Consider the following 25,074-nt stretch of genomic DNA (forward strand, 5'->3'; position numbering starts at 1 on the left):
TTGGCTGCCCTTTTCCGGCCTGCCGCTCGCTGCGGGCGGCCGGTGGGCGGGGGTGGCCGGTCAGTCCGTCGGACCGTGCGGGCGTCCGGCGCCGGGCCGTGTGCGGATGCGCCCCACCATCTGATCGTTTGGAATTGAGCTGTGTCGTCCACTGTGAAGTCGGAGCCGTCCGCCACCTCCGCCGGGTCACCGTCCGCCGGACCGCTCGCCCGCTGGCGCCCGAGGGCCGCCACCGCCTCCGTCTGGTACCTCCGGCTGCTGGCGCTGCTGAACGTGACCACCGTGCTGCTGGTGCCCTGGCGCAACCAGGTCTCCGAGCACAACGAGGGCGAGTACTTCACCCCGTACCTGATGACCTCGGGCCTGGCGGCCGCGGTGCTGTCGATCTTCCTCGCGGTCGCCATGCGGCGGCGCAAGCGGGCCGCGTGGATCTTCAACGCGGCGCTCGGAAGTGTCTTCGCCCTGCTGTACCTGGCCGCCATGGTGCTGCCCGGCGAGCGCTTCAACAAGCACCCGCTCAACTACTTCTCCACCATCCTGACCTGCCTGTTCGTGCTGTCGCTGCTGATCGGGCGCAAGGAGTTCACCTCCAAGGGCGACCGCTCCAACCCGAAGACCGCGGCGGCCACGTTCGTCGGCGGGCTGTTCTTCGGCGGCGCGGTGGGCGCGCTGCTGGTCTGGCTGACCAACGAGCTGGACGGCGCCGGCTGGTGGGACCTCTTCCGCTACTCGGTCGGCCGGATGATCACCATCACCCCGACGGAGCACCTGCGCTCCGTGATCGCCGCCCCGACCTGGGTGAACGCGGCGATCAACGCGATGGGCGCGGTGCTGTTCCTGCTGGTGCTGTACGTGGCCTTCCGCAGCCCGCGCGGCAAGGAGCTGCTCAACCCCGAGGACGAGGCCAGGCTGCGCGGTCTGCTGGAGAAGCAGGGTGAGCGGGACTCGCTGGGCTACTTCGCGCTGCGCCGGGACAAGGCGGTGATCTTCTCGCCCAGTGGCAAGGCGGCGGTGACCTACCGGGTGATCGGTGGGGTGTCGCTGGCCTCGGGCGATCCGATCGGGGATCCGGAGGCCTGGCCGGGTGCGATCGAGGCCTGGCTGTCCGAGGCCCGTGAGCACGCTTGGGCGCCGGCCGTGATGGGCGCTTCCGAGGAGGCCGGGGTGATCTACGCCCGGCACGGGCTGGACGCGCTGGAGCTGGGTGACGAGGCGATCGTCGAGCTGGACGAGTTCTCGCTGGACGGCCGGGCGATGCGGGTGGTGCGGCAGGCGTACAACCGGGTCAAGCGGGCCGGGTACACGGTGCGGATCCGCCGCCACGAGTCCATCTCCGAGGAGGAGATGGCGCAGCTGGTGGCCAAGGCCGACGAGTGGCGCGACGGGGCGACCGAGCGCGGCTTCTCGATGGCGCTGGGCCGGCTCGGGGACCCGGGCGACGGCCGCTGCGTGATGCTGGAGTGCAGCGACGGCGACGGCGAGCTCCAGGCGCTGCTGAGCTTCGTGCCGTGGGGCCCGGACGGGCTGTCGCTGGACCTGATGCGCCGGGCCCGGGACACCGAGAACGGCCTGATGGAGTTCATGGTGATCGAGCTGCTGCAGCGCGCCGAGGAGGTCGGGCTGAAGCGGGTCTCGCTGAACTTCGCGATGTTCCGCTCGGTCTTCGAGCGCGGTTCGAAGCTCGGTGCCGGGCCGGTGCTGCGGCTGTGGCGCTCGGTCCTCGGGTTCTTCTCCCGCTGGTGGCAGATCGAGTCGCTGTACCGGGCGAACGCCAAGTACCGGCCGATCTGGGAGCCGCGCTACCTGCTCTTCGAGAAGAGCAGCGAGATCCCCCGGATCGGCATCGCGAGCGCCCGCGCCGAGGGATTCATCGTCGCGCCGAGCCTGCCCGCACTGTTCCGTCGCCGGCACGCCAGGCCCGCCGTGGTGGCGCCCCGGCTGCCGGTGGGGGCACGGGACGGGCAGGGGTAGCCCTCCGTCGGGGGGCGGAGGGGGGCCGGGGCTCCGGGGGCGGAGAGCGCCATCGGTCGTAAGGGGGGTCCGGAGGGGGGATTCGTCTCCCTCCTGAGGATGACGTAACTCCCCATCCATGCCGATGTGGATTTGTTAACAGGCTTCTAATGTTGGAGTAGCTGACAAGTTCGGGGATTCGGGAGAAACGGTTGTGATTCACAGGACCCACGCGGGGGGCGTGCGAAAGGGGCCGCTGGCGCTTGCCAGAAAGGCCGCTGTCGCCGAGTGGGGAACGTTGTACCTGACGGTCCGGGGTGCGGTGGCGCGGAAGAAGTTCGCCGCGTTCCCGCTGGCCACGGTGGCGACGTTTCTGATCCTGCTGTTCAGCATCGTCCAGCACCTGCCGGGCGGTGAACGCTTCGTGAGCCACATCGGGGTGGTGCGGGCCTCGCTACCGCTGGAGGTCTCGCTGCTGCGGACCCCGCTGTCGTTGTACGTGCCGGCCCTGGACCTGCCGGTCTGGGGGGCGCTGGCCCAGGTGTTCGTGGTCTTCGCGATCGCCGAGGTCGTGCTCGGCCGGCGGATGACCCTGGTGGTCGCCTACGCGTGCACCCTGACGGGCACGCTGTTCGCCCGGGTCGGCGTGGCGATCGGGCCGGGCCACCTGTTCGGCTTCCCGAAGTGGGTCGCCTACGTGCGGGACACCGGGCCGTCGGCCGCGGTGGTGGCGCTGGCGATCTGCATCGCGTTCCGCACCCGGTCCTGGTTCACCGCCACCCTGGTCGTGGTGCTGATGGTCGGCGAGGCGGTCATGCTGCCGAACCTGGCCGGCCTGGAGCACGTGGTCGCGGTGATCACCGCGCTGCTGATCGCCGTCGCGGTCGAGGTCTTCGGGGACTTCTGGCCGCGGGTGCTGGCCGGGGTCGGCGCCGCCACCTCGGTGGCCACCACCACCTCCCGGGAGGTCGCGGCGGAGGCCCGGCGCCGCCCGGCGGGCGCGGTCATTCCCTGAGGGGCGCTTCACCCGGCCTGACGGCCGCGTACGGGCGGACTGCGGAGCAGTCGCCCGTACGCGGCCGTCAGGCGTGCGGGAGGGGCAGCTCGAACCAGACGACCTTGCCCACCGCCTTGCGGGCGGTGCCCCAGTGTTCGGCGAGCTTGGTCACCAGGGTGAGGCCGCGGCCGGTCTCGCCGAGCTGCTCGGCCGGCTCCAGCGAGGGCAGGTTGTGGTTGTCGTCGCTGACCTCGACCAGCAGCTTGTCCACCCGGATCAGCTGGAGCTGAACCCGGTCCCGGGCGACCCGGACGGCGTTCGTGACCAGCTCGCTGACCAGCAGCTCGGTGATGTCGCTGAGCGCCTCCAGGTGCCAGGCGGCCAGCTGCTCGCGGACCAGCGAACGGGCCCGGCGGACCTCGCGCTGGTCCACGGTGAGGTCCCAGGTGGCCACCTCGGACGGGGCGACCCCGTCGAAGCGGGCCACCAGCAGGGCGACGTCGTCCTTGCGGTCGTCCGAGTGCAGCCGCCGCAGCACCTCGTCGCAGGCCTGTTCGGGGCTCTGCTGCGGGTCGATCAGGTTGCCGCACAGCGCCGCCAGGCCCGCCCCTATGTCCCCGCCCCGGACCTCGACCAGACCGTCGGTGCACAGCACCAGCATCGAGCCGTCCGAGACGTCGATGGTCTTGGCGACGAACGGCACCCCGCCGACGCCGATCGGCGCGCCGGCCGGGATCTCCAGCAGTTCGCCGGTGCCGTCCGGGTGCACCAGGACCGGCGGGACGTGGCCGGCGCTGGCCAGCTCGCAGGTCCGGTTGATCGGGTCGTAGACCGCGTACAGGCAGGTGGCGAGGTGGTCGTCGCCGAGCTTCTGGGCCAGGTTGTCCAGGTGCCGCAGCAGCTGGCCGGGCGGCAGGTCCAGGGCGGCCAGGGTCTGCATCGCGGTGCGGAAGCGGCCCATCGCGGCGGCCGAGTGGATGCCGTGGCCCATGACGTCGCCGACCACCAGGGCGACCCGGCTGCCGGGCAGCTGGATCGCGTCGAACCAGTCGCCGCCGACCTCGGCCTTCGGGTCACCGGGCAGGTAGCGGTGGGCGATCTGCACGCCGGGGATCTGCGGCGGGCGGGTCGGGATCATCGAGCGCTGCAGGGTGGTGGCGACCCGCGCCTCGGCGCGGTGCAGTCGGGCGTTGTCCAGCGACAGGGCGGCCCGTACCGCCAGCTCCTTGAGGGTGGCGGCGTCGCTCTCGTCGAAGGGGGCGCGGTCCGGCAGCCGGAGCAGTTTGAGGATGCCCAGCACGGTGCCCCGGGCGGACAGCGGGACCACCAGCATCGAGCGGCCGGAGACGACCGGGGCCAGCCGGGCGCCGCCGAGCGCGATCGCGTAGTCCACCGCGACGTCGGCGCTGACCACCGGGACCAGCACCGGCTGGTTGAGCTGCAGGGCCAGCCCGGGCGGGGTCCGGCGCGGCATGCTGACCAGCGAGCCCTCGGAGAGCACGTGGTCCCAGGCGCCGCCGGTCTGGTTGAAGACCAGCGCGACCCGGCGCAGCATCGTGTCGTCGTCGGGGCGGGAGACCGGCAGCTCGGAGTCCGAGATCAGGCCGTCCACGAGGTCCACGCAGGCGAAGTCGGCGACCCGGGGGACCAGCACCTGGCACAGCTCGTGGGCGGTGAAGCCGAGGTCCAGGGTGGTGCCGACCTTGCCGCCGACCTCGTTCAGCAGGGCCAGCTGCTCACCGGCCTGGCCGTTGGTGAGGAACGGGCCCAGCCGGCCGCTCGGCGGGCCCTCGGCCGGTGGGGCCTGGCCGGCGGGGCGGGGCGGGAGGCCGTGGGCGGACGGCTCGACGGCGTCCTGCTGCTCGATGGTGGCTCCTCCTCCGGTGGGCGACTGGACGGGCGGGCGGCCGGTTCTGGTGGCGCCTCGCTCGGCCGGTTCGCGGGGCGCGGGCTCGCGCTGGGCCGCCTCCCGCTGAGCCGCTTCCCGCTGGGCGGGCAGTGGGCCCGGGGGACGGCGGCCGGGCGTGGACTGGTCGGCCTGCGGCGGCGGCCCGAGCCGGGCGGCGCGCTGCTGCGGGGTCGGGTAGCGGCGGCCCAGGCCGGCGGCCGCGTGGGCGGTGCCGTGCTGCGGATCGGCGGGCAGCACCGGCAGCGCGGTGGTCGCGTCCAGCCGCAGGGCGGGCAGCCCGCCCACGGCCACCGCCTCCCGCAGCGGGCCCCGGTGGGCGGCGGGCAGCAGCCGGGCCAGCGGCTCGGGCAGCTCGGCGGCGGGTGCGGTGAGCGCGGCCGTCAGCCCGTGGAAGCCACCCCGGGCGCCGGGCGCGGCGGCGAACGGCAGCAGGCGCTCGCCGAGCGCCAGCCGGGGCCCGGTGGTGCGCAGCGGGCGGGCGTCGGCGGCGAGGGCGAGCAGTCCGCCGGCCGGGCCGGGCAGCGGGTAGGCCCACCAGAGCACGTCGCGCTGGTGCTCCTCGCGGTCGGTCACGGTCAGCCGGCCGGCCCAGGGGCGGCCGGCGGCGGTCAGTCCGGCCAGGGTGTCGAGGGCGTCGCAGCGCCGGCGCACCGCGCAGCGGCCGAGCACCCGGGACTCCAGGGCGGGCAGCAGGCCCGCGGCCGGGCGGTCGGTGACGGCCTCGGCGCGGTGCCCGAACAGTTCCTCGGCGGCCCGGCTCCACTGGGTGATCCGGCCGGTCCGGTCGACCAGGACGAGGGCGAGCCGGACCAGGGCGGCGACGCCGGTCGGATGGTCGCCCGGCGCGGTTTCGGCGCCCGCCGGAAGCGGTGTGGAGTTGGACTCGGCCACCATGGATTCGGTCTGCTCCCGCCTGGCCGCCACGCCTGGAGGCGGCCGATTCTCCGGAGGAGGGCACGCTGTGCGGATACCAGCGAAGCACGGACCGGGCCGGGCTCGACACCGAAACGGGGAGATTCATCAGGATCGGTTGCGTGTCGTGCACCGCGCGCCGGTTCGTACGCCTGCTTCACCCGGACGGGGGCGCGGAGCGCGGCGGTAGGGTGGCAGGCCGGGCCGCCCGCGCGGTGGCCCCGCAGGACCCAGCCGGCCGGACGAGACAGAGGCGAGATCGTGACCGCGCAGAGCCCCGTTCGCTGGACGGACCCGGAGCAGCAGGAGCTGGAGGAGCGGGTCGCCGCCGCCGAACTGGCCTGGCTCAGCATGGACGTGGACGTCCAGACGCTGCGGGTCGAGATCGACAACTTCGCGCTGATCCACCACCAGCTGCTCGGCCCGCTCTACGCCCGGCTGGACGAGCTCGACGCGCTGGTCGCCGAGGCCGTCGCGGCCCGGACCGGCGACCCGGAGGACCGGCGGCGGGCCGCCGAGGCGCGGCAGCAGGTCGACGAGCTGCCCGACCTGGACGCGCTGTTCGACTCGGTGCGGTCGGTGCGGGAGGAGTCCGGTCGGGACGCGGACGAGGTCGCCCCGCCGCCGCCCGCCGCGCCGGCCCGGGTGCGGCCCGGGAAGGAGGCCCAGCGGATCTACCGCGAGCTGGTCCGCCGCGCCCACCCGGACCTGACCACCGACCGGGACGAGCAGCAGCGCCGGGCGGACTTCCTGGTCCGGGTCAACGAGGCCTACGCGTACGGGGACACCGCCGCGCTGGCCGACCTGGCCGCCGAGTGGTCCACCGCGCCGGAGGCCGCACCCGCCCTCGACTCCCCCGACCGGCTGGGCTGGCTGCGCCGCCGGCTGGAGTGGCTGACCGCCAAGATCACCGAGACCGCCACCGAGCAGGTCCGGCTGGAGCAGACCCCGATGGGCCAGCTGCTCGCCCTCGCCCCGCAGGACCCGGACCGGCTGCTGGAGCAGCTCGCCGAGGAACTGCTCGCCAAGGCCGCCGCGCAGCAGGCCGAGCTGGAGCGGCTGCTCGGGGCCCACCCGACCGTGCCGGTGGGCGAGAATGGCACCGACCCGAACCGAGCCCAGGAGAGCCACACGATGTTCGCGCAGATCCCCACCACCGACGCCGCCTCCGTGCCCGCCGACGCCGCCCTGCTGGACGTGCGCGAGCAGGACGAATGGGACGCCGGCCACGTGGACGGCGCGCTGCACATCCCGATCGGTGAGGTGATCGCCCGGATCGACGAGCTGCCGGACGCGAAGCTGTACGTGCTCTGCCGGGTCGGCGGCCGCTCCGCGCAGGTCGTCCAGTACCTGGTGCAGCAGGGCCGGGACGCGGTGAACGTGGACGGCGGGATGTACGCCTGGGAGAGCGCGGGCCGTCCGATGGTCGGCAGCGGCGGGCAGGCCGCCTTCGTCCTGTAGGCCGCGGCGCCCGCCCGGTGACGGGTAGGGCAGGATGGGCGCGCGACGCGCCGGTACCGGCCGGCGGCGCGCCGATCGGGCGGGGAGGCCATGACGGGGACCACCGACCGGGCCGCCCCCGGGAGGGTGTGGTCCGGGCCCGCGCAGCTCGTCCTCGGCCTGGCCGCCGCGGTGCTGGTGAGCGGCACCGGACTGTTCCTCGCCGCGGTGTTCCTGCACGTCGCGCCGGACAACACGGTGTCCCGGCAGTACCGGGACGAGGTCGACGGGCTGGTGTACCCGGAGTTCGAGCAGAACTGGAAGCTGTTCGCGCCCAACCCGCTGCAGCAGAACGTCAGCCTGGACGCCCGGGTGCGCACCGTCGCCGACGGCGGCGCCACCCGGACCCACGACTGGACCGGGCTCACCGCCCGGGACCTCGCCGCGATACGGGACAACCCGGCGCCCAGCCACGTCGACCAGAACCTGCTGCGCCGCGCCTGGGACTTCTACGACGGCTCGCACGATCCGCAGGACGAGAAGCTCACCAACCCGCGCGGCAAGCTCGCCGAGCAGTACCTCAAGCGGATCGCGCTGCAGCGGATCGGCCGGGAGGCGGACGGCGAGCGCGTGCTGGAGATCCAGTTCCGGGTGACCTCGGCCACCGTCCCGCCGCCGACCTGGAGCGGTGAGGCCGCGCCGCCCGCGCCCAGGGTGCGGGAGCTGCCGTGGTGGCCGGTCGGGGACGAGGACTACCGGGGGTTGGGGTGAACGGGGCTTCGGAGCCGGCGGGGTCGGCGGAGCTGTCGGGGTCGGCGGAGCTGTCGGAGTCGACGGAGCCGACGGAGCTGTCGGAGTCGGCGGAGCTGGGCGGTGCGGTCGGGCAGCGGCTGCCGGTGCGCGTGCCGCGTCAGGACGGTGCCAGGACGGATGTTCCCGGGCCGGTGGGCCCGGTGGGCCCGGTGGGTCCGGTGGGTCCGGTGGCGGCTTTCGGGCGGGCGGTGGAGGCGTTCACCGGGCGGGCGCTCGGACGGCACCAGGCCGCGGTGGTGCGGATCGGCTTCGGGCTGGTCTGGCTCGCCTACCTGCTGCGCGAGTGGCCCAACCGGCGGGTGCTGTACGGCGACCACTCGCCCTGGTCGATGGACCTCGCCCGGCGGTTGCTGGCCGACGACGGGGCGTTCACCGTGCTGCCCTGGTTCGACGGGCGGCTCTGGTTCGAGCTGGTCTACCACCTGGCCGTGCTGGCCGCCCTGGCGGTGCTGCTGGGCTGGCGGACCAGGGCGAGCAGCGTGCTGTTCCTGGTCACCGTGCTCTCGCTGCAGAACCGCGACGTCTTCCTCGGCGACGGCGGGGACAACATCGTCCACCTGATGGCCGTCTACCTGGTCTTCACCCGCTGCGCCGAGGTCTGGTCGCTGGACGCGCGCCGGGCCCGGACCGGGTGGGGCGGGGTGGTGCTCTGGGCGCTGCTCGGCGCGGTGCTGGCGGTCTGTCAGGCCGGCGACTTCTCCGGGGACAGCCTGACCTGGAGCAGTCCGGCCTTCCCGTACCTGGGCTGGGCGCCGCTGTTCTGGGGGCTCTGGGCGGTGGCCGGGCTGTGGTGGACGCTCGGCCGGCTGCGACCGGAGGGCGAGCCGCGGGCGGTGCTCGACGCGCTGGCGAACATGGTGCACAACTGCGCGATGCTGGTGATCGTCACCGAGGTGGTGCTGGTCTACGCCACGGCCGGCTGGTACAAGGTGCAGGGCTCGCGCTGGCAGGACGGTACGGCGCTGTACTACCCGCTGCACCTGGACTACTTCACCCCCTGGCCGGGGTTGTCCGGGCTGCTCGGCTCGGCGCTGCTGCCGGTCTTCCTGATCTCCTACGGCACGGTGATCCTGCAGGTCGGCTTCCCGTTCACGCTGCTCAACCGGCGGGTCAAGAACGTGCTGCTGGCGGTGCTGATGGTCGAACACCTGGGGATAGCGGTGGTGCTCGGGCTGCCGGTGTTCTCGCTGGCGATGGTCGCGGCGGACGCGGTGTTCCTGCCGACCGGCGCCCTGCTGTGGGCGGCGGCGCGGCTCGGGCGGCTGCGGCAGCGGCTGGTGGGGGCGCCCGGCGCCAGACCCTAGGATGTCGGTATGTCCTGGTTCGACGCCCTTCGTGACACCGCGCGGACCGGGCTCACCCTCGACCGGGCACTCACCGACCCCAAACGGGCCCTGCGCGGGGCCGTCGCCGTGGCGCTGGTGCTCTTCCCCACGCTCGCCCTCGGCGGGGTCGCCCTCGCCACCTCGGCCGCGATGGGCGCGTTCATCGCCGGCTCGGCCACCTTCCAGCGCAGCTTCCGGCCCCGCGCCAGCCTGGCCGTCGCGGCCGGGGTCGGCCTCGGGGCCAGCACCTTCCTCGGCTACCTGGCCGCCGGGGTGTACGGGCTGTTCCCGGTGCTGCTCGCGGTGTGGGCCTTCGGCGCGGGGCTCGCCTGGGCGATCGGACCGACCGCCGGGGTGGTCACCGCCAACACCCTCTCGGTGATGCTGATCGTGGTCCAACTCCCGGTCAGCGCCACCGCCGCGCTCGGCCACGGGCTGGTCGCCGCGCTCGGCGGGGTCGCCCAGGCCGCCGTCATCACCGTCTGGCCGATCGGCAGTTGGACCGCCCAGCGGGACGCCCTCGCCGACACCTACGCCGAACTCGCCGACTACGCACGCCGGTTGCGGCAGGACCCGACCGCGCACGTGGACCCGGAACCGTTCATGACCGCCCGGCACGCCTCCGCCGTGACCCCCTGGCAGGACCGCCACCGGCCGCCCGAACTGCGCGGCCTGCGCGGCATCGCCGAACGCATCCGGCCCACCCTCGCCGCGCTCGCCGACCCCAAGGTCGGCGCCCCCGAGGAGGGACCGGAACGCGACCGGGCCCGCGAGGTGCTGGCCGCCGCCGCCGAGGTGATGGACGCCCTCGCCCGGGCCGTCCGCAGCGGCGACCCCGTCCGGCTCCCCCGCTCGGCCCCCACCCTGACCCTGGTCCGGCCGGACGAGGGGACGCCGCTGCAGGGCGCGGCCCGGCGCTCCGCCCGACGCCTCGGCGGGCTGCTGCGCAAGGCCGCGGACACCCTGGACCGCAACGACGAGGACACCATCACCACCCCCGTGGTCGGCGCGGGCGGGGCCCTGCACAAGCCGTCGATCTCGCGGATGCTGCCGGTCGCGCTGCGGGCCGTCCGTCGGCAGCTGCGGCCGCGCTCGGCGATCTTCCAGCACGCCGTACGGCTGTCCGGGGTGGTCACCGTCGCCTACCTGCTGGCCCGGCTGGCCGGGTTCCACCACGGGTACTGGGCGCCGATGACCGCCGCGATGGTGATGCGGCCGGACTTCGCCCAGACCTACAGCCGGGGGGTCGCCCGGCTGGCCGGGACGGTCGTCGGGGTCGCGGTCTCGACGCTGGTGGTGCAGCTCGCCCACCCCGGGGAATGGGTGCTCGCCTCGCTGGCCGTCCTGTGCATCGGCGGGGCGTACCTGGCGTTCCGGACCGGGTACGCGCTGACGACGGTCGGGATCTCGACGTACGTGGTGTTCCTGCTCGGGCTGCAGGCCGGGAACCCGTTGCAGACGGCCTTCGAACGGGTCGGACTCACCCTGCTCGGCGGGTCGCTGGCGCTGCTGACGTACGCGCTGTTCCCCACCTGGCAGACCGCCCGGCTCGGGGAGCGGCTCGCCGAGTGGCTGGCGGCGGCGGGGCGGTACGCGGCGGCGGTGGTCGCCTGCTACGAGCAGCCGGGGGCGCCGCGGGGCCGTACGGTGCGGTCCGCGCTGCTGGACTCGCGGGAGGCGCGGTCGGAGCTGCTCCAGGCCATGCAGCGGGCGGACGCCGAACCGGGGCGGCACGAGTCGGGACTGACCGGGGTGACCAGGCGCCAGATCGACCGGGCGCGGGCGGCGGTCGGGCACCTGGGGCGGGCGGCGGTGCTGCTGGAGGCGCACCTGCCGGCCGCCGACGCCGAGCCGGTGCCGGGGGCGGCGGAGTACGCGGAGGAGCTGCGGCTGGCGACGGCGCTGGCGGCGGGGGCGCTGTTGACGGGGCGGCCGGTGGAGTTCGGGGCGGTGCGGGGGGCGCAGGCGCGGTTGGAGGAGGGGTTGGTGGGGGCGGGGGTGCAGGGGGATGTGGTGAGGGCGGGGACTCGGTTGGTGGGGGTGGCTTTGCGGGATCTGGAGAGGGCTTTGCGGGGGAGTTCGGAGGAGCGGTAGGGGGGCGCTGCGCGGGGCTGTTGTTGGGGGGGTGGGCTTTCGGGAGGGTGGGTGGTGCCGGGGGCGGTTCCGGGGGTGGGCGCTCCGGGGGCTGGATGATTTTCCGACCGCCGACCCTGTGGGCAGATGGCCGGGCGCCGTTGGCGGTCTGAAAATCACCCGTCACGCCCCTCTCCGCACCCACCCCCTCCACCGCCCCCTCCCGCAGCGCGTCCCTCTCGCCTGGGGCGGGTGGGAGGGGGAGGTGGGGGGTGAGGTGGGTGGGTGGGTGGGTGGGTGCGGGTTGGGGGTGCTGGGGGTGGGTGGGTGTTTTGGTGTGGGCGCGCGGGCTTTGCCCTGTGCGGCCGCTGGGGGTGGGTGGGTGCGGGGTGGGGGTGGGTTGGGGGTGGGAGAGTGACCGGCATGGATGACGAGCTGGTGCGGGTGTGGCGGGTGGCCGAGCGGGAGCCGGGGGTGGTGCTGTTGGACGGGTTCCATCCGCTGAAGCACGCGTTGCGGTTCGGGGGCGAGGTGCGGCGGGTGTTGACGGCGGACCGGGGGGCGTTGTTGGCCCTGGCCGGTGAGCTGGCGCCGGATGTGGTGGCGGCGGTGGAGGCGCTGGCGGTGGAGGTCGAGGAGTCGCGGCTGCGGGTGCTGGCGCCCCGGCTGCATCCGACCGGGGTGGTGGCGTTGGCGGTGCGGCCGTCGTTGGCGGCCAACCGGGCGGTGCTGGCGGAGCGGCCGCGGCGGGCGCCGGTGGTGGTGCTGGAGAACCCGCGGAACCTGGGGAACGTCGGGGCGGTGATCCGGCTGGCGGCCGGGTTCGGGGCGACCGGGGTGGTGACCACGGGTGAGCTGGATCCCTGGCACCCGACGGTGCTGCGCGGGAGTGCGGGGCTGCACTTCGCGACCGCGGTGGAGCGGGTGGGTCTGCCGGAGCTGCCGGCCGGGCCGTTGTACGTGTTGGATCCGGAGGGGGCGGACATCCGGGACCTGCCGTTCCCGGACGACGCGCTGCTGGCCTTTGGGACGGAGCGGCACGGGGTCTCGGCGGAGCTCAAGGCGCGGGCCGACCGGTTGGTGGCGGTGCCGATGCGGCCCGGGGTGTCCAGCTTCAACCTGGCGACGAGCGTGGCGATGGGGCTGTTCCACTGGATGTCGGGGCGGCGCTGAGGCGCGGCACCGGGGTGGTGCCGCGCCTCGGGCGCCCTCAGGAGAAGAGGGCGCGCCAGGTGTCGGGGCCCGGGTAGCCGTCGGCCTCGTTGCCGCGCCAGCCCTGGGCGAGTTGGAAGGCCTGGGTGGCCTTGCGGTCGGCTTCGCCCCACTGGGGGTCGGGGCCGGTGGTGTAGGAGCCGCCGAAGCCCTTGCGGACCAGCTGTTCGCCGAGTTGGCGGACGTAGTCGTTGCTCTGGCCGGGGGCGAAGTACCGGGTGCCGGGGAAGGCCGGGGCGCCGGTGGTCGGCGGGGGCGGCAGGGGGGTGCCGGCGCCGATGTCGCGGCCCTTGTCGTTGACCAGGAAGTCCCAGGTGTCCTTGCCCGGGAGGCCGTCGGCCTCGTTGCCGCGCCAGCCCTGGGCGAGTTGGAAGGCCTGGGTGGCCTTGCGGTCGGCTTCGCCCCACCGGGGGTCGGGGCCGGTGGTGTAGAAGCGGGCGCCGCCGCGCTGGACCAGCATCTGGCCGAGCCTGGTGACGTACGCGTTGTCGGCGCCGGGGCCGAACTTGTCCGCGCCGGGGAAGGCGTTGCCGGAGGGGGCGCCGTCGCTGCTGCCGCCGGACAGGCCGGTGTAGCGGTAGGGGACGTAGGAGCCGGAGTTGTTCCAGTAGGCGTACGGGGTGGCGCGCTTCTTGGTGCCGGGGGAGGTCTGCTCGTAGGCGAGGTACCTGGTGCGGGAGGAGTCCGTCCAGCCGGCGAAGATCGTCACGTGCGAACCGGCCTGGGGGTTGGCCGGGTTGTTGTAGATCAGCACGTCGCCGGGCTGGAGGTCGTTCCGGTTGATCCGTTCGGCGAAGTTCGGCAGGGTCCAGGTGGTCTGGTTGCTGCCGAGGCCCCAGGCCATCGAGACGAAGCCGGAGCAGTCCTGGCGGTAGCCGTCCGTCCAGTAGCGGCCCATGTTGTACGGCACGGCCTGGTCGACCCAGGCCTGGGCGCGCTGGACGATCTGGGCCCGGGTGACGGGCTGGGCGGCGAGCCGGGGGGCGGCGAAGGAGCGGGCGCCGGGGGCGTCACCGTCGGAGAGGCCGCTGACCTCGCCTTGGGGGGTCCGCGGGGGCTGGCTGGTGCTGCTGCCGCCCGGGGTGGGGCCGGGCGCGGGGGCCGCGGCGGCGGTGCCGCCGCCGATTGCGGTGCCCACGGCGGCCATCAGGACGGCGGCCCGGCGGCGGGCGGAGCGGGCCGCGGCATGGCCGCCCTCGTGGACCGGCGCGGAGTGCAGCCGGGCGCGGCGGCGGGCGTTGCAGCCCCCGCATATGCAGTCCTCCTCCGGCTCGACCTCGTCGAACTCCATCAGCGGGTCGGTGAGGGTCATGCTCCGCCTCTTTTCTGCGGTTTTCCTGGTCGACGCCTGACGGCGGGACAGGAACGGCCTTCCGGGGCCGACCGCGTGTTGTGGGGACCAAAGTCCCAAAGCGGGCGGGGTGCGGCGCGGCGGATTGAGCCGGACGGGTGAGGAGCCGTTCGACGGACCCTGAGTGGACGTCAGCGTGGGTTGGCCGGTGAGTACTCGGGATCGGTCCAGGTCAGCGGGGTGGCGTCGGCGAGTTCACGGACGCCGGTGACGGTCAGTTCGACCATCCGCTCGGCGCCGGGGGCGGACTGCCGGGCCTCCTCGGACCAGTCGGTGCGGGCCTCGCCGGTGACCAGCAGTGCCCCGCCGGTCTCCCAGTCGGGCAGCAGCAGCCCGGCCCGCGGGTCCAGCTCCAGGTTCCCGAGGGTCAGGAACATGCTGTTGCCCCGGTACTCGGGCCAGCGCAGCCGGTCCGGTGCCACCGCCTCCAGGAAGCCGGGGAAGCCGCCGCGGTGCGAGGCGTCCACCCGGCCGTCCGGGCCGGTGGTGGCGATGAAGAAGGTGTCGGCGGTGCCCGCGGCCAGCCGCTGCGCGGTGGAGAGCACCGGCCCCGCGGCGACCGTGCGGGGCGCGCCGGCGTCCGGGCGGTCCAGCGGGGTGCGGCGCTGGATGTACTTGGGGCAGTTGGACACCACCTCCTCGGCGTGGACCACCAGCCCGCCCCGGCCGTCCGGGGCCGAGCGGCCGTTGAGCCGCATCCGGCGTCGGCCGGCCGGGTCCAGGGCGATGGTGCCCAGCTGTGCCGGGCGGCCCAGCGCCTCGGCCAGCGGATCGGCTTCGGCCGGGCGGGTGGCGACCGTCATGGTGCGTTCGTCGGGGGCCCGCAGGAAGCCGGCCGGGCCGGACAGCTGGGTGGCCCAGACCCGGCCGTCCCGGTCGGCGGCGCCGACCACCAGCATCCGCCGCTCGGTGAGGAAGCGGGCGGCCACCGCCGGGACGGTGTCGCGGATCGAGCGGCCGGCGTGGTCGGCGCGGTCGGTCACTCCGGCGCGGGCCTGGGCGGTCCGCTCGCCGGGGTGGTAGGGGGTGGCGGTGCTGGTCATGGCGTGGCCTTAGAAGAATCCGCAGGTGGGGGCGGAGGCGTGGGGGGCTTCGGCGGCGGTCTCGTCGACTCCGGTGCGGGTGTAGACCTCCAGACGGATGCCGTCCGGGTCGCTGAAGAAGATGCCGCCGGAGGCGGAGCCCTCGGCGTGCGGGACGACGCCGTCGTAGGCGAACTCGGCGCCCAGTCCGCGCAGCAGCTCCTCGGTGGCGCGGACCTCGTCGAGGGTCTCCACCTCGAAGGAGAGGTGGTGCAGGCCGGGGGCGGCGGTGGAGAAGGTGCCGGCGCTCTGCTGCCAGAGGGTGAGCACCAGGCGGCCGTCGCGGCCGAGCATGGCGAAGCGACGCTGGGGGTCGGTGCCCTGGTGGGTGAGCTGGAGGCCGAGGACGGCGCGGTAGAAGTCGGTCGAGCGGCTCAGGTCGGTGACGTTCAGGCCCACGTGGCCGGTCTGCAGGGTGCGGAGCGCGGTGGTGCTGGACATGCCTGGTCACTCCCGGGGCTGGGGCTTCCGGCAAGGCTGTTGCCTAACCTGTATTCATGAGATTAGGGGTTAGGTGATGGGGCGTCAACCGGTATGTGGGTGTGAAGGGGTTAGGTGGAGGGGTTGGGCGAAGGGGGCGGGTGAATGCCGGAGCCCCGCCGGACCGGTGGTCCGACGGGGCTCCTGGGGCTCGGGGAGGGGGTGGCGCTACGGCCATTCCCAGCGGATGCCGATGTGGCCCGGCTGCTGGTCCGGGGCCAGGACGTGGGCGCTCGCCGAGGCGCCGATCCACAGCTGCTCGCGGCGGTGGTCGACGTCGGCGCCGGGCTCGCGGTCGTAGCGCTCGCAGTGCACCGGGACGGCCGCCGGGTCGAAGTGCACCTGGAGCACGTACTCGCGCACCGTGGTGGCGAAGCGCCGGCTGTACTCCATGGTCGGTCCGCCCGGCGGGATCTCCACCTCGTACTCGAAGACCGTGCTGTCGCCGTGCCCGAGCGGGCGGTCCAGCATCAGCTCGGCGACGGTCAGCCCGACCTCCGGGCGGCGGCGGACCCGGCCGAGCCGGCCGTGCCGCACCGAGGTGATCTCCGGGCAGCCGGTGGCCTCCTCATCGGCCTTGTGCACGACCAGGCAGCGGCCGACGCCGCCGACGGTGGCGCGCACCACCTGGCGCATCCGCAGCAGGTTGGCGCGCCGCTCGGCGTCCACGTAGTACGAGTCGTGGATGCTGAGCCGCTCCAGCTCGCCGGCCGGCGGGGCGTCCAACTCGGCGAAGATCGAGGCGATCTCCTGCTCGCCCGGCCAGACGTCCTCCAGCCCGAGGTGGAGGGTGTTGGCGGCGGCGGCCCAGCGGCCGCGCGGGCGGGGCGGGCCGAGCAGCGAGGAGAGCGAGCTGTGCGGCAGGCCGAGCAGTTCCTCCAGCAGGTGGACGGCGCGCAGCGAGCTGGCCCGCTCGGGCTGGCTGCGGCCGCGGCGCCAGTAACTCAGCGTCGTGACGCTGACCCTGACGCCGCGTTGGGCCAGGGCGGCGCGGATCCGGTCCAGGCTGAGGCCGCTGGCCTCGATCGCCAGGTGCAGGGCGTCCGCGAAGCCGCCGGCCGGGGCGGGGCGGCCGGCGGACGGCGCGGAGTTCGGCGGGGCGGGGTTCGTGGGGGGCGCCGGGGCGGGCGGGTCGGGACGCTCCGTACGCGATCCGACCAGCCGCAACCGCGCGGCGTCCTGAGGTTGCTGTGCGGCCATGCGGTGACCCTCCCCGCCAGGTGAGTGCGGTGGCGCCGGACCGGCGCCGGGGCGCGCCGCCAGCAGCTTCACCGAGCTTTGGGGAACCCTATGCACGGTCGAGAGGCTACGTCATCCGTCGCGCGTATGACAGTGGTCACGGCAGGTGAACCGGATGGTTAGCGATCTTGAAACAGTGCGGAAACACGGCCGGAACGCGGCCCCCGGGAGGGTGGCGAACCGGGCGGAACGGACACCGCCGGGGCGGGCCGTGTCGGCGCCGCCCCGGCGGGGGACTGGGTGGTGCTACCGGACGGTGATCACTTGACGTTCAGCGCGACGTCGTCGATCACGAAGCTGGTCTGGTTGGAGCCGTCCTCGGTGCCGGTGAACGTGAGGGTCACGGTCTGGCCGGCGAAGGAGGTCAGGTCCAGGGTCTGCTGCACGTAGCCGGCGGCCGCGTCCGCGTTGGACCAGGTCTTCAGCGTGGTGTTGCCGGCCTTCAGGGTCAGCTTGTCGTACGCGGTGGCGCCGGTCTCCGCGGTGTCGATGTGCAGCGCGAAGCTGAGGGTCGCCGAGGCGCAGCCGGCCGGGACCGTGACGGTCTGCGACAGGGTGTCGGTGTGGGTGGTGCCGTAGCCGTCCAGCCAGGCCTTCCAGCTGCCCGAGTGGGCCGGCTCGGAGGAGCTGTTGTCCAGCACGCTGCCGGAGGCCGTCCAGGGGGCGGTGGTGCCGGTCTCGAAGCCGCCGTTGCCGATCAGCTGGGCGGCGGTGCAGCCGCCGGCGGGCGGCGGGGTGGTGCCGCCGGTGCTTCCGCCGGTGCTGCCGCCGAGCAGGGCGGTGGTGAGGGCGTCGGCGACCGGGCTGCCCCAGCCGGTGACCTGGTCGTAGCCGGTCTTGGCGGCGAAGTCCTGGTTGGCGCCGCCGGTCACGTCGTGGAAGGCGCTGCCGTAGCCGGCGCTGTTCGCGACCGCGTACAGCTTCGGGCTCGCCTCGCCGAGGGCGGGCTGCCCGGCGGCCTTGGCCTTCTGGTTGAACTGGGCGGCGTAGCCGGCCCACAGCGGCGCGGCCGCGCTGGTGCCGCCGTAGACGTTCCAGCCACCGCCGGTGTAGATCGCGAAGCCGCTCTGCGGGTCGGCGTTGGAGGCGACGTCCGGGACGGTGCGCATGGTGCCGTTGACGCCGGTGCCGGTCTGCCAGCTGGGCTTGGCGAACACGGTGGAGACGCCGCCGCCGGCGGTGCTCCAGGCGCTTTCCGAGGAGTAGCCGTTGCTGCCGGTGACCCGGAGGTTGGTGCCGCCGACGCCGGTCTGGTGCGGGCTGGAGGCCGGGAAGTCGACCGAGGTGACGCCCGAACCGCTGGCCGAGCGGGTGCAGTCGCGCGAGCCGTCGTCGCCGGAGGCGGAGAAGACCGAGATGCCCTGGGCGGCGGCCTGCTTGAAGGCGTTGTCGACGGCGGTCATCGAGGCGGCGGTGGTGTCCGGCTCGCAGGTGCCCCAGGAGATCGAGATGACCGAGACCTTGTTGTCGGCCACGATCTTGTTGGCCATGTCGATCTCGCCCTGGTCGCTGTTGGGGGCTTCGTAGAGCAGCTGGGTGGCCTTGGGGGCCGCGCCGCGGACGATCTCGCTGTCCAGCTCGACCTCGCCCTCGCCCTGGCCGGGCGAGGAGTCGTAGTTCGCGCCGTCCACCGCGACGGTGGAGACGGCCGGGCCGGTCAGGCCGTACTGCGAGTCGTAGGTGGTCAGGTCCGAGGACTTGTAGCCGTCGAACTCCCAGAGGGCGACCGTGGTGCCGGTGCCGTCGGCGCCGGTCTTGTCCAGGTTGTAGGCGCCCCGGTACTGGGCCGGGGCCATGCCGTTCGGGGTGGCGGTGGCGGCGTTCGGCGTCACCGAGTTCGGCGTGGCGATCCGGCCCTTGCGCACCGCGTGGTTGTCCAGGCCGCTCAGGCCCTGGACCACGGAGGCCAGTTCGGCGGGGATCGAGGCGGCGGCGTCGTTGGCGAAGAAGGTGCGCTGCTGCTGCGGGTCGACGTAGGCGCTCTCGTGGGTGCCGAAGGCCTGCGAGATCTGCGCGGCGGTGCCGTGGGCGTTGACCACCTGGCGGTTGGCGCTGATGTCGCCGACGGTCAGGCCCTGGGCGGTCAGGTAGGCCTTGACCTGGTCGACGGCCTGCTGGGTGGGCGCGAACTGGGCGTTGAACTGCTCCGGCGTCAGGTACTTGCCGAACTCCGGCGTGCCGGGCGTGGTGACCGCGGTGAGGAAGCGGTCCAGCTGGTCGGCGTTGCGCAGCTTGAGGCTGACGGCCACCGAGATCTGCTGCTCGGCCGGGACGTCACCCTTCTTCTCCGAGTGGGCCACCGCGGGGTTCACGGTGTTCGGCAGCGCGACGCGCGGGGTCGCGTGGGGGGTGGCGGCCTGCGCGGTGGAGACGCCGAGCGAGACGGCGGTCAGCGGCAGGACGGCTATCGCCGCGGCGAGGGCGAGGGAACGGGGGCGCACGGATCCTCCTCCGGCCGGCTGTGGGGAGCCGGCAAGGGGCAAGGCGTTCCGAGGGGTTCGGGAACGCTGGCTAGAACATGTCAGAGCGGATCGGTGCTGTGGATCATGGACGGGCAATTGGTTGCTAAAAAACAGTCAACTGTGGAGGCGTGGAAAGCCGGGGATTCCATACAGTGAATGACCGGAATTCCGGCGACGGTCCATACCAATTCGCCGCGCCGGGACCGGCCGTAGAATCGGACCGAGCCGAGGGAGGGCCATGACTGACGTGACGCCGGACCCGAGGGACCACCGGCCGCTGATCGGCGAGCCGCTGGCGCTCGACCTGCTCAACACGCGCTGGACGGGAACCCCCGTCAACGACGCGCTCACCGACGTCGAGCAGTACGGGATCTGGCTCTCCAGCAACGGGCTGAGCGGGCGCTGCACGGCCGACGAGGCCGGGCTGACGGCGATCCGGCAGGCCCGCGAGGCGATCCTGCTGGCCGCCCAGGAGGCCCGCGAGCAAGGCGAGTTGGGCGCGGCCGGGCGGAGCGGGCTGGACGCGGTGCTGGCGCACGGGCGGATCCGGCGGACGGCCGGTCCGGGCGGGGCCGAGGAGCGGGTCGAGGCCGACCGGCCGGAGTGGCTGGCGCCCTGGCTGGCGGCGGACGACTTCCTCGGGCTGCTCGGGCAGGGCGCCCACCGGGTGAAGCAGTGCGCACACGAGGCGTGCATTCTGCATTTCTTCGACGCCTCGCAGAACGGGCGCCGGCGGTGGTGCCGGATGGCGGTCTGCGGGAACCGGGCGAAGGCGGCGCGGCACTATGTGAAGGCGCGGGGTTAACGGATGACCGAACGAAGGGTCGGCGGGCGGGCCGTCCCCGCGCCCCTTGCGGAACGCGGGGACGAGCGGGCCGGTCAGGCCTCGGCGGGGGCGCCCAGCCAGCTGGTGAGGGCCTCGCGCAGTTCGCCCTGGCCCGGGTCGACGGCGCCCCAGGCGACGTAGCCGTCCGGGCGGATCAGCAGGACGGTGTCGGCGAGCTTGCCGTGCGGGTCGGCCGGGGCGGCGCAGACCAGGTGGTCCGCCCAGGGCCCGGTGGCGGCCAGCTCGTCATTGCTGACCAGGACGAACTTCCCGGCGCGCAGCGCCTCGTAGAGCCGCTCGGGGCCGGCCGGGGCGCCCTCGGTGGGCTTGCTGAGGGCGGTCAGCCGAAGGTCCGGGACACGCTTGCCGACCTGCGGGTGGGCGCCCTTGGGGGCCGGGTAGGAGATCTCGATGCCGGAGACCATCCGGGCGCCGCGCTCGGTGAGCAGGTCCAGGTGGCCGCCGATCGCGGTGAGCGCTCCGCGCAGGGCGCGGGTGGGGGCGGACTCGGCGAGGGCGATCCGGATCAGCGCGCCGGAGGTGCGCAGCACCGCCTTGCCGACCGGGTGCCGCTCGCTCTGGTAGGTGTCCAGCAGCGCGTCGCCGGCCCCGCCGCGGAGGGCGGCGGCGAGCTTCCAGGAGAGGTTGGCGGCGTCCTGGAGGCCGGTGTTCATGCCCTGGCCGCCGGCCGGGGAGTGGCAGTGGGCGGCGTCGCCGGCCAGGAAGACCCGGCCGGAGCGGTAGTTGGGGGCCTGCCGCTCGTCGCTGTGGAAGGTCGAGCTCCACCGCACGTCGTGCAGGCCGAAGTCCTCGCCCTGGGTGGCCCGGACGATCGCGGTGAGCTGCTCGGGGGTGGGGGTGGTGCCGTCCGGGTACTGCTCGTTGCGGTCCCAGGCGATGACCCGGTACCAGCCGTCGCCGAACGGGGCGATGAAGGAGAAGCCGCTCTTGTTGGCGCCCACGGCGATCGCGTCGGCGGGCTCCCGCTCCAGCCGGACGTCGGCCAGCACCACCGAGTCGACCACGGACTCGCCGGGGAAGGGGATGCCGAGCAGCTCGCGGACGGCGGAGCGGACGCCGTCGGTGCCGACGGCGTAGCGGGCCCGGTGCGCCCGGCCGTCGCCGGTCTCCAGGGTGACGCCCTCGGCGTCCTGGCGCAGTCCGGTGACCTCGGCGCCGCGCAGGATGGTGGCGCCGGCCCGTACGGCCCGTTCCTGGAGCACCCGTTCGACGTGGTACTGCGGGGTGATCAGGACGAACGGGAAGCGGCTGGGCAGGGTGCTGAGGTCGATGCCGACCTTGTTCAGCATCCTCAGCCCGCTGAGCGGGCGGCCGGTGGCGATGACTTCCTCGGCGATGCCCCGGGCGTCCAGCAGTTCCAGGGTGCGGGCGTGCACGGCGAAGGCACGGGTGAGGTTCGACTCGTCGGTGCGCTTCTCCAGGACGGTGACGCCGACCCCGGCGGCGGCGAGGTCGCCGGCCAGCAGCAGTCCGGTCGGTCCGGCGCCGACGATGATGACGTCGGTTTCGGTCGTCGGCTTCACGGCCATGTATCAGCTCCCGTTGTTCGGAGGGCGGTTGGACGCCGTTTCCGGCGCTCTCCCAGCCTCCATCATCGCGGGCGCGGCTGGAGCTGTGAACCGCCGGTCCCCCGGTGGCCGTCGGCCGCCGGGGGACACGGGGGATTCGGGGGGTCGGGCCGGCTCAGCCGTGGCGGCGGATCTCCACGGTGCGGAACCGGTTGGCGACGAAGGCGCCGTCGCAGTAGGCCGAGTTGGCGGCCGGGTTGGCGCCGGTGCCGTGCAGGTCGGAGAAGGCGGCGGTCTGGTTGGGGTAGACGCCGCCGGTGAGGTTGAGCGACAGCGAGACGCCCGAGTCCAGGGCGGCCTCGACCAGCAGGGCCTCCACCGCGGGGGAGGTGGTGTAGCCGGAGGCCGTCATGGCGCCCTTCTCGCGGACCGTGGTGCGCAGCAGTTCCACTGCGGCGGGGGTGGACTCGACGGCGACGGCGAAGGTGACCGGGCCGAAGCACTCGCTGCGGAACACCGAGCGGTCGTCCGGCTTGTCGGCGTCCAGCTTGACCAGCGCCGGGGTGCGCAGGGTCGCGCCGGGGAAGTCCGGCGAGACCACCGCGCGCGGGGCGAGGGCGAGTTCGCCGTACTCGCCGCCGGCCGCGGCGGCCGAGCGCTGCAGCACGCCCGGGTTGACCACGGCGCCGAGGATGGCGGCGGCGCGGGCGTCGTCGGAGAGCAGGCCCTCGATGGCGGCGGCGAGGTCGGTGACCACCTGGTCGAAGGACTTGTCGCCCTGGTCGGTGCCGATGCCGCCGCGCGGGATCAGCAGGTTCTGCGGGGTGGTGCACATCTGGCCGGTGTAGAGGGAGAGCGCGAAGGCCAGGTTGCCCAGCATGCCCTTGTAGTCGTCGGTGGAGTCGATCACCACCGCGTTCACGCCGGCCTTCTCGGTGTAGACCTGGGCCTGCTTGGCGTGCTCCTCCAGCCAGTCGCCGAAGGTGGTGGAGCCGGTGTAGTCGATCATCTTGATCTCGGGCCGGACGGCGAGCGACTGGGCGACGGTGCCGCCCTCGTGCTCGGCGGCCAGGCAGACCAGGTTGGCGTCGAAGCCGGCCTCGGCGAGCACCTCGCGGGCGATCGCGACGGTCAGCGCGAGCGGCAGCACGGCCCGCGGGTGCGGCTTGACCAGCACCGGGTTGCCGGTGGCCAGCGAGGCGAACAGGCCCGGGTAGCCGTTCCAGGTGGGGAAGGTGTTGCAGCCGATCAGCAGGGCGAGGCCGCGCGGGACGACGGTGAACTGCTTGGTCATGACCAGCGGCTCGCGCTTGCCCTGGGGCTTGGTCCAGCCGGCCTGCTCGGGCAGCCGGGTCTGCTCGGCGTACGCGTAGGCGACGGCCTCCAGGCCGCGGTCCTGGGCGTGCGGGCCGCCGGCCTGGAAGGCCATGCCGTAGGCCTGGCCGGTGGTGTGCATGACGGCCTGGGCGAACTCGTGCGAGCGGGCGTTGATCCGGTGCAGGATCTCCAGGCAGACGGCGGCGCGGTGCAGCGGCGAGGCGGCGGCCCAGCCGGGCCGGGCGGCGCTCAGCGCGGCGATCAGCGCGTCCGGGGCGGCGTGCGGGTAGGTGATGCCCAGCTCGATGCCGTACGGGGAGGCCTCGCCGCCGACCTGGTCGCCGTCGCCGGGGTGGCCGTCGAGGGCGAAGGGCTTGCCGAGCAGCGCGTCGAAGGCGGCCTTGCCGTCCGCCGGGCCGCTCTCGCCGTAGGCCTTCGGGAACTCGGGGTAAGGGGACCAGTAGTCGCGCTTCGCGGCGGCGGCGAGCGCGGCGTCCAGGGTGGCCTGGTGGCGCTCGACCAGCTCGCCGACGAAGGGGTGGGTGACCGCTGCGGACATCTGTGCGCTCCTCAGAGGGGAGGACGGGACACGTCACAGGGTAACCGAACGATCGGTCGGTTCAAGAGGGTGCCGGGAACGGATTGCGGCCGGGGCGCGGGGGCGGGCCGCGGAAGGGGCACGGGGGACGGGAAAGGGACGGGGGCGCTGGGGCGGGAAAGGAACGGGGGCGCGTCCTGGTCGGACGCGCCCCCGGGGGCCTTCGGCGGGCCGGTCTACGGCACCCCGAGCTCGAAGATCACGTACCCGGCGTACCAGCCCGAGGCGATCGCGCCCGTCCCCAGCACCGTCGCCAGCACCGGCCAGCTGAGCTTGCGCATCCCCACCGCGAGCGCGACGAACAGCGGGAAGGCCGGCAGCAGGTAGCGCGACACATTGCCGAAGATGCCCAGGCTGCCGAGCACCGAGACGATCGTGGCCAGCGTGTAGGCGGTCAGCACCAGCGGCGGGCGCAGCCGCACCAGCAGCACGATCAGCACCGGCAGGCTGAACACGATCAGGGTGGCCAGGAGGTCCGGCACCGGGAACGCGAAGGGGTAGTCGCTGCGGCCCAGCAGCACCCCGCGGATCGCCTGCCAGGTGCCCTGGCCGCCGTCGAAGTAGTGCAGCCAGGCGTCGTGCTGCAGCCGGAAGTAGCCGCCCCACTCGCCGGTCCGCGAGCCCACCCAGGCCACGTAGCCCAGCAGGCCGACCGGGGCCAGCAGCATCGCCGCCAGCGGGCGCAGCACCCCGCTCTCCCGCCGGTACAGCTCGACCAGCGCGGCCAGGCCGACCGCGCCGATCAGCGCCGCCGCGGTCGGCCGGTTGAGCCCGGCGACCAGGGTCACCACCCCGGCCGCCACCCATTGCTTGGTCATCACCAGGTAGCAGGCCCAGGCCGCCAGCGCGACGAACAGCGAGTCCGAGTAGACCGCCCACTCCGCGCCCGAGCCGGGCGCGATCGCCCAGAGCCCGGCCGCGATCACGCCCGCGCGGGGGCCGGACAGCTTCTCCACCACGGCGTAGATCCCGGCGGCGGCGAACAGCGAGGCCAGCACCGAGACCAGCATCCCGGCGCCGTAGAGGCCGAGGCCGGTGGCGTCCGAGGTCAGCCGCATCAGGCCGGGGTAGAGCGGGAAGAAGGCGGCGGAGTTCTGCTCGATGTTGAAGCCGGGCTGGCCGCCCGGGATCGGCACCAGCGCCGGGTGGTAGCCGAACTGGGCGACCTGCTGGTACCACCAGCCGTCCCAGCTGGCCAGCACGTCCCAGGGGTTGGCGCCGCCGCCGAACCGGGCCGGCTTCTTGGCGTAGTCGCCGGCGAAGGAGAGCAGCTTCATGAAGACGGTGAAGCCGATCAGCTTGAGCACCGCGTAGCACCACACGGCCGGGCCGAACCGCACCACCAGTGCCTGGGCGCGCTCCTGCCAGGTGCGCGGGGAGCCCTCCGGCTGCCCGCTGCGCTGGTCGGGCACGTCGGAGGAGACTGCCGGTATTGCGTTCATCAGCTGCGAACCCCAGGCTGCTGGACGTGGACGATCGTCCGCCGAGTCTAGGGGGTCCACTCTCCGGCTGGTGTGGACCAGCTGGACCCGATCGCGTACCGCGCGGGGCGGCCGGGG

Annotated in this window: 17 protein-coding genes; 8 read left to right on the forward strand and 9 right to left on the reverse strand. The window is 74.0% G+C overall.

Going from position 1 to position 25,074, the window contains the following annotated elements:
- The first annotated feature begins 141 nt into the window (after positions 1 to 141).
- On the forward strand, positions 142 to 1,971 hold the full coding sequence (locus tag ACZ47G_RS04360) for a phosphatidylglycerol lysyltransferase domain-containing protein (protein ID WP_465739898.1): 1,830 nt from the start codon (positions 142 to 144) through the stop codon (positions 1,969 to 1,971).
- 301 nt (positions 1,972 to 2,272) lie between these two features.
- Complete coding sequence (locus tag ACZ47G_RS04365; RefSeq protein WP_380462260.1) at positions 2,273 to 2,965, forward strand: hypothetical protein; 693 nt, start codon at positions 2,273 to 2,275, stop codon at positions 2,963 to 2,965.
- A 67-nt stretch (positions 2,966 to 3,032) separates the two neighbouring features.
- Here ACZ47G_RS04365 and ACZ47G_RS04370 read toward each other — a convergent pair whose 3' ends face one another.
- Positions 3,033 to 5,780 carry an ATP-binding SpoIIE family protein phosphatase gene (locus ACZ47G_RS04370; protein ID WP_465739899.1) on the reverse strand — a complete coding sequence of 916 codons (2,748 nt, stop codon included), beginning with the start codon at positions 5,778 to 5,780 and terminating at the stop codon, positions 3,033 to 3,035.
- 249 nt (positions 5,781 to 6,029) lie between these two features.
- Between ACZ47G_RS04370 and ACZ47G_RS04375 the strand changes: the two genes are divergently transcribed.
- From ACZ47G_RS04375 to ACZ47G_RS04395, 5 genes are all read left to right on the forward strand, one after another.
- Positions 6,030 to 7,229, forward strand: coding sequence for a rhodanese-like domain-containing protein (locus ACZ47G_RS04375; protein ID WP_465739900.1), 1,200 nt, complete (start codon positions 6,030 to 6,032; stop codon positions 7,227 to 7,229).
- Positions 7,230 to 7,319: 90 nt separating this feature from the next.
- Positions 7,320 to 7,979 carry a DUF5819 family protein gene (locus ACZ47G_RS04380; protein ID WP_465739901.1) on the forward strand — a complete coding sequence of 220 codons (660 nt, stop codon included), beginning with the start codon at positions 7,320 to 7,322 and terminating at the stop codon, positions 7,977 to 7,979.
- 209 nt (positions 7,980 to 8,188) lie between these two features.
- Positions 8,189 to 9,325, forward strand: a complete 1,137-nt coding sequence (locus ACZ47G_RS04385) for an HTTM domain-containing protein (RefSeq protein WP_465739902.1) — start codon at positions 8,189 to 8,191, stop codon at positions 9,323 to 9,325.
- Positions 9,326 to 9,334: 9 nt separating this feature from the next.
- A complete protein-coding gene (locus ACZ47G_RS04390; RefSeq protein WP_465739903.1) occupies positions 9,335 to 11,440 on the forward strand; it encodes an FUSC family protein in 2,106 nt (701 codons plus the stop codon).
- 402 nt (positions 11,441 to 11,842) lie between these two features.
- A complete protein-coding gene (locus tag ACZ47G_RS04395) occupies positions 11,843 to 12,592 on the forward strand; it encodes a TrmH family RNA methyltransferase (protein ID WP_465739904.1) in 750 nt (249 codons plus the stop codon).
- A 37-nt stretch (positions 12,593 to 12,629) separates the two neighbouring features.
- Here ACZ47G_RS04395 and ACZ47G_RS04400 read toward each other — a convergent pair whose 3' ends face one another.
- The 5 genes from ACZ47G_RS04400 to ACZ47G_RS04420 all read right to left on the reverse strand — a co-directional run bounded on the left by ACZ47G_RS04400 (position 12,630) and on the right by ACZ47G_RS04420 (position 19,224).
- Complete coding sequence (locus ACZ47G_RS04400) at positions 12,630 to 13,943, reverse strand: peptidoglycan-binding protein (protein ID WP_465739905.1); 1,314 nt, start codon at positions 13,941 to 13,943, stop codon at positions 12,630 to 12,632.
- 170 nt (positions 13,944 to 14,113) lie between these two features.
- Positions 14,114 to 15,025 carry a pyridoxamine 5'-phosphate oxidase family protein gene (locus tag ACZ47G_RS04405; RefSeq protein WP_465739907.1) on the reverse strand — a complete coding sequence of 304 codons (912 nt, stop codon included), beginning with the start codon at positions 15,023 to 15,025 and terminating at the stop codon, positions 14,114 to 14,116.
- A gap of 9 nt (positions 15,026 to 15,034) precedes the next feature.
- Positions 15,035 to 15,505: a VOC family protein gene (locus ACZ47G_RS04410; protein ID WP_465739908.1), complete on the reverse strand. Its 471-nt coding sequence runs from the start codon at positions 15,503 to 15,505 to the stop codon at positions 15,035 to 15,037.
- Between the two features lie 207 nt (positions 15,506 to 15,712).
- Positions 15,713 to 16,744 (reverse strand): XRE family transcriptional regulator, encoded by a 1,032-nt coding sequence (locus tag ACZ47G_RS04415; RefSeq protein WP_465739909.1) that lies wholly within the window; start codon positions 16,742 to 16,744, stop codon positions 15,713 to 15,715.
- Between the two features lie 299 nt (positions 16,745 to 17,043).
- The gene (locus ACZ47G_RS04420) at positions 17,044 to 19,224 is read right to left on the reverse strand and encodes a S53 family peptidase (RefSeq protein WP_465739910.1); all 2,181 of its coding nucleotides are present in this window, start codon (positions 19,222 to 19,224) and stop codon (positions 17,044 to 17,046) included.
- A 259-nt stretch (positions 19,225 to 19,483) separates the two neighbouring features.
- Between ACZ47G_RS04420 and ACZ47G_RS04425 the strand changes: the two genes are divergently transcribed.
- Positions 19,484 to 20,050 carry a CGNR zinc finger domain-containing protein gene (locus ACZ47G_RS04425; protein WP_465739911.1) on the forward strand — a complete coding sequence of 189 codons (567 nt, stop codon included), beginning with the start codon at positions 19,484 to 19,486 and terminating at the stop codon, positions 20,048 to 20,050.
- Positions 20,051 to 20,124: 74 nt separating this feature from the next.
- Here the strand turns inward: ACZ47G_RS04425 and ACZ47G_RS04430 are convergent, their stop codons facing one another.
- From ACZ47G_RS04430 to ACZ47G_RS04440, 3 genes are all read right to left on the reverse strand, one after another.
- Positions 20,125 to 21,621: an FAD-dependent monooxygenase gene (locus ACZ47G_RS04430; RefSeq protein ID WP_465739912.1), complete on the reverse strand. Its 1,497-nt coding sequence runs from the start codon at positions 21,619 to 21,621 to the stop codon at positions 20,125 to 20,127.
- Between the two features lie 154 nt (positions 21,622 to 21,775).
- Positions 21,776 to 23,476 (reverse strand): phenylacetic acid degradation protein PaaN, encoded by a 1,701-nt coding sequence (paaN, locus tag ACZ47G_RS04435; RefSeq protein ID WP_465739913.1) that lies wholly within the window; start codon positions 23,474 to 23,476, stop codon positions 21,776 to 21,778.
- A gap of 215 nt (positions 23,477 to 23,691) precedes the next feature.
- Positions 23,692 to 24,957, reverse strand: coding sequence for a hypothetical protein (locus ACZ47G_RS04440; protein ID WP_465739914.1), 1,266 nt, complete (start codon positions 24,955 to 24,957; stop codon positions 23,692 to 23,694).
- Positions 24,958 to 25,074 lie beyond the last annotated feature (117 nt).

Source organism: Kitasatospora sp. NPDC030952 (assembly GCF_055571335.1).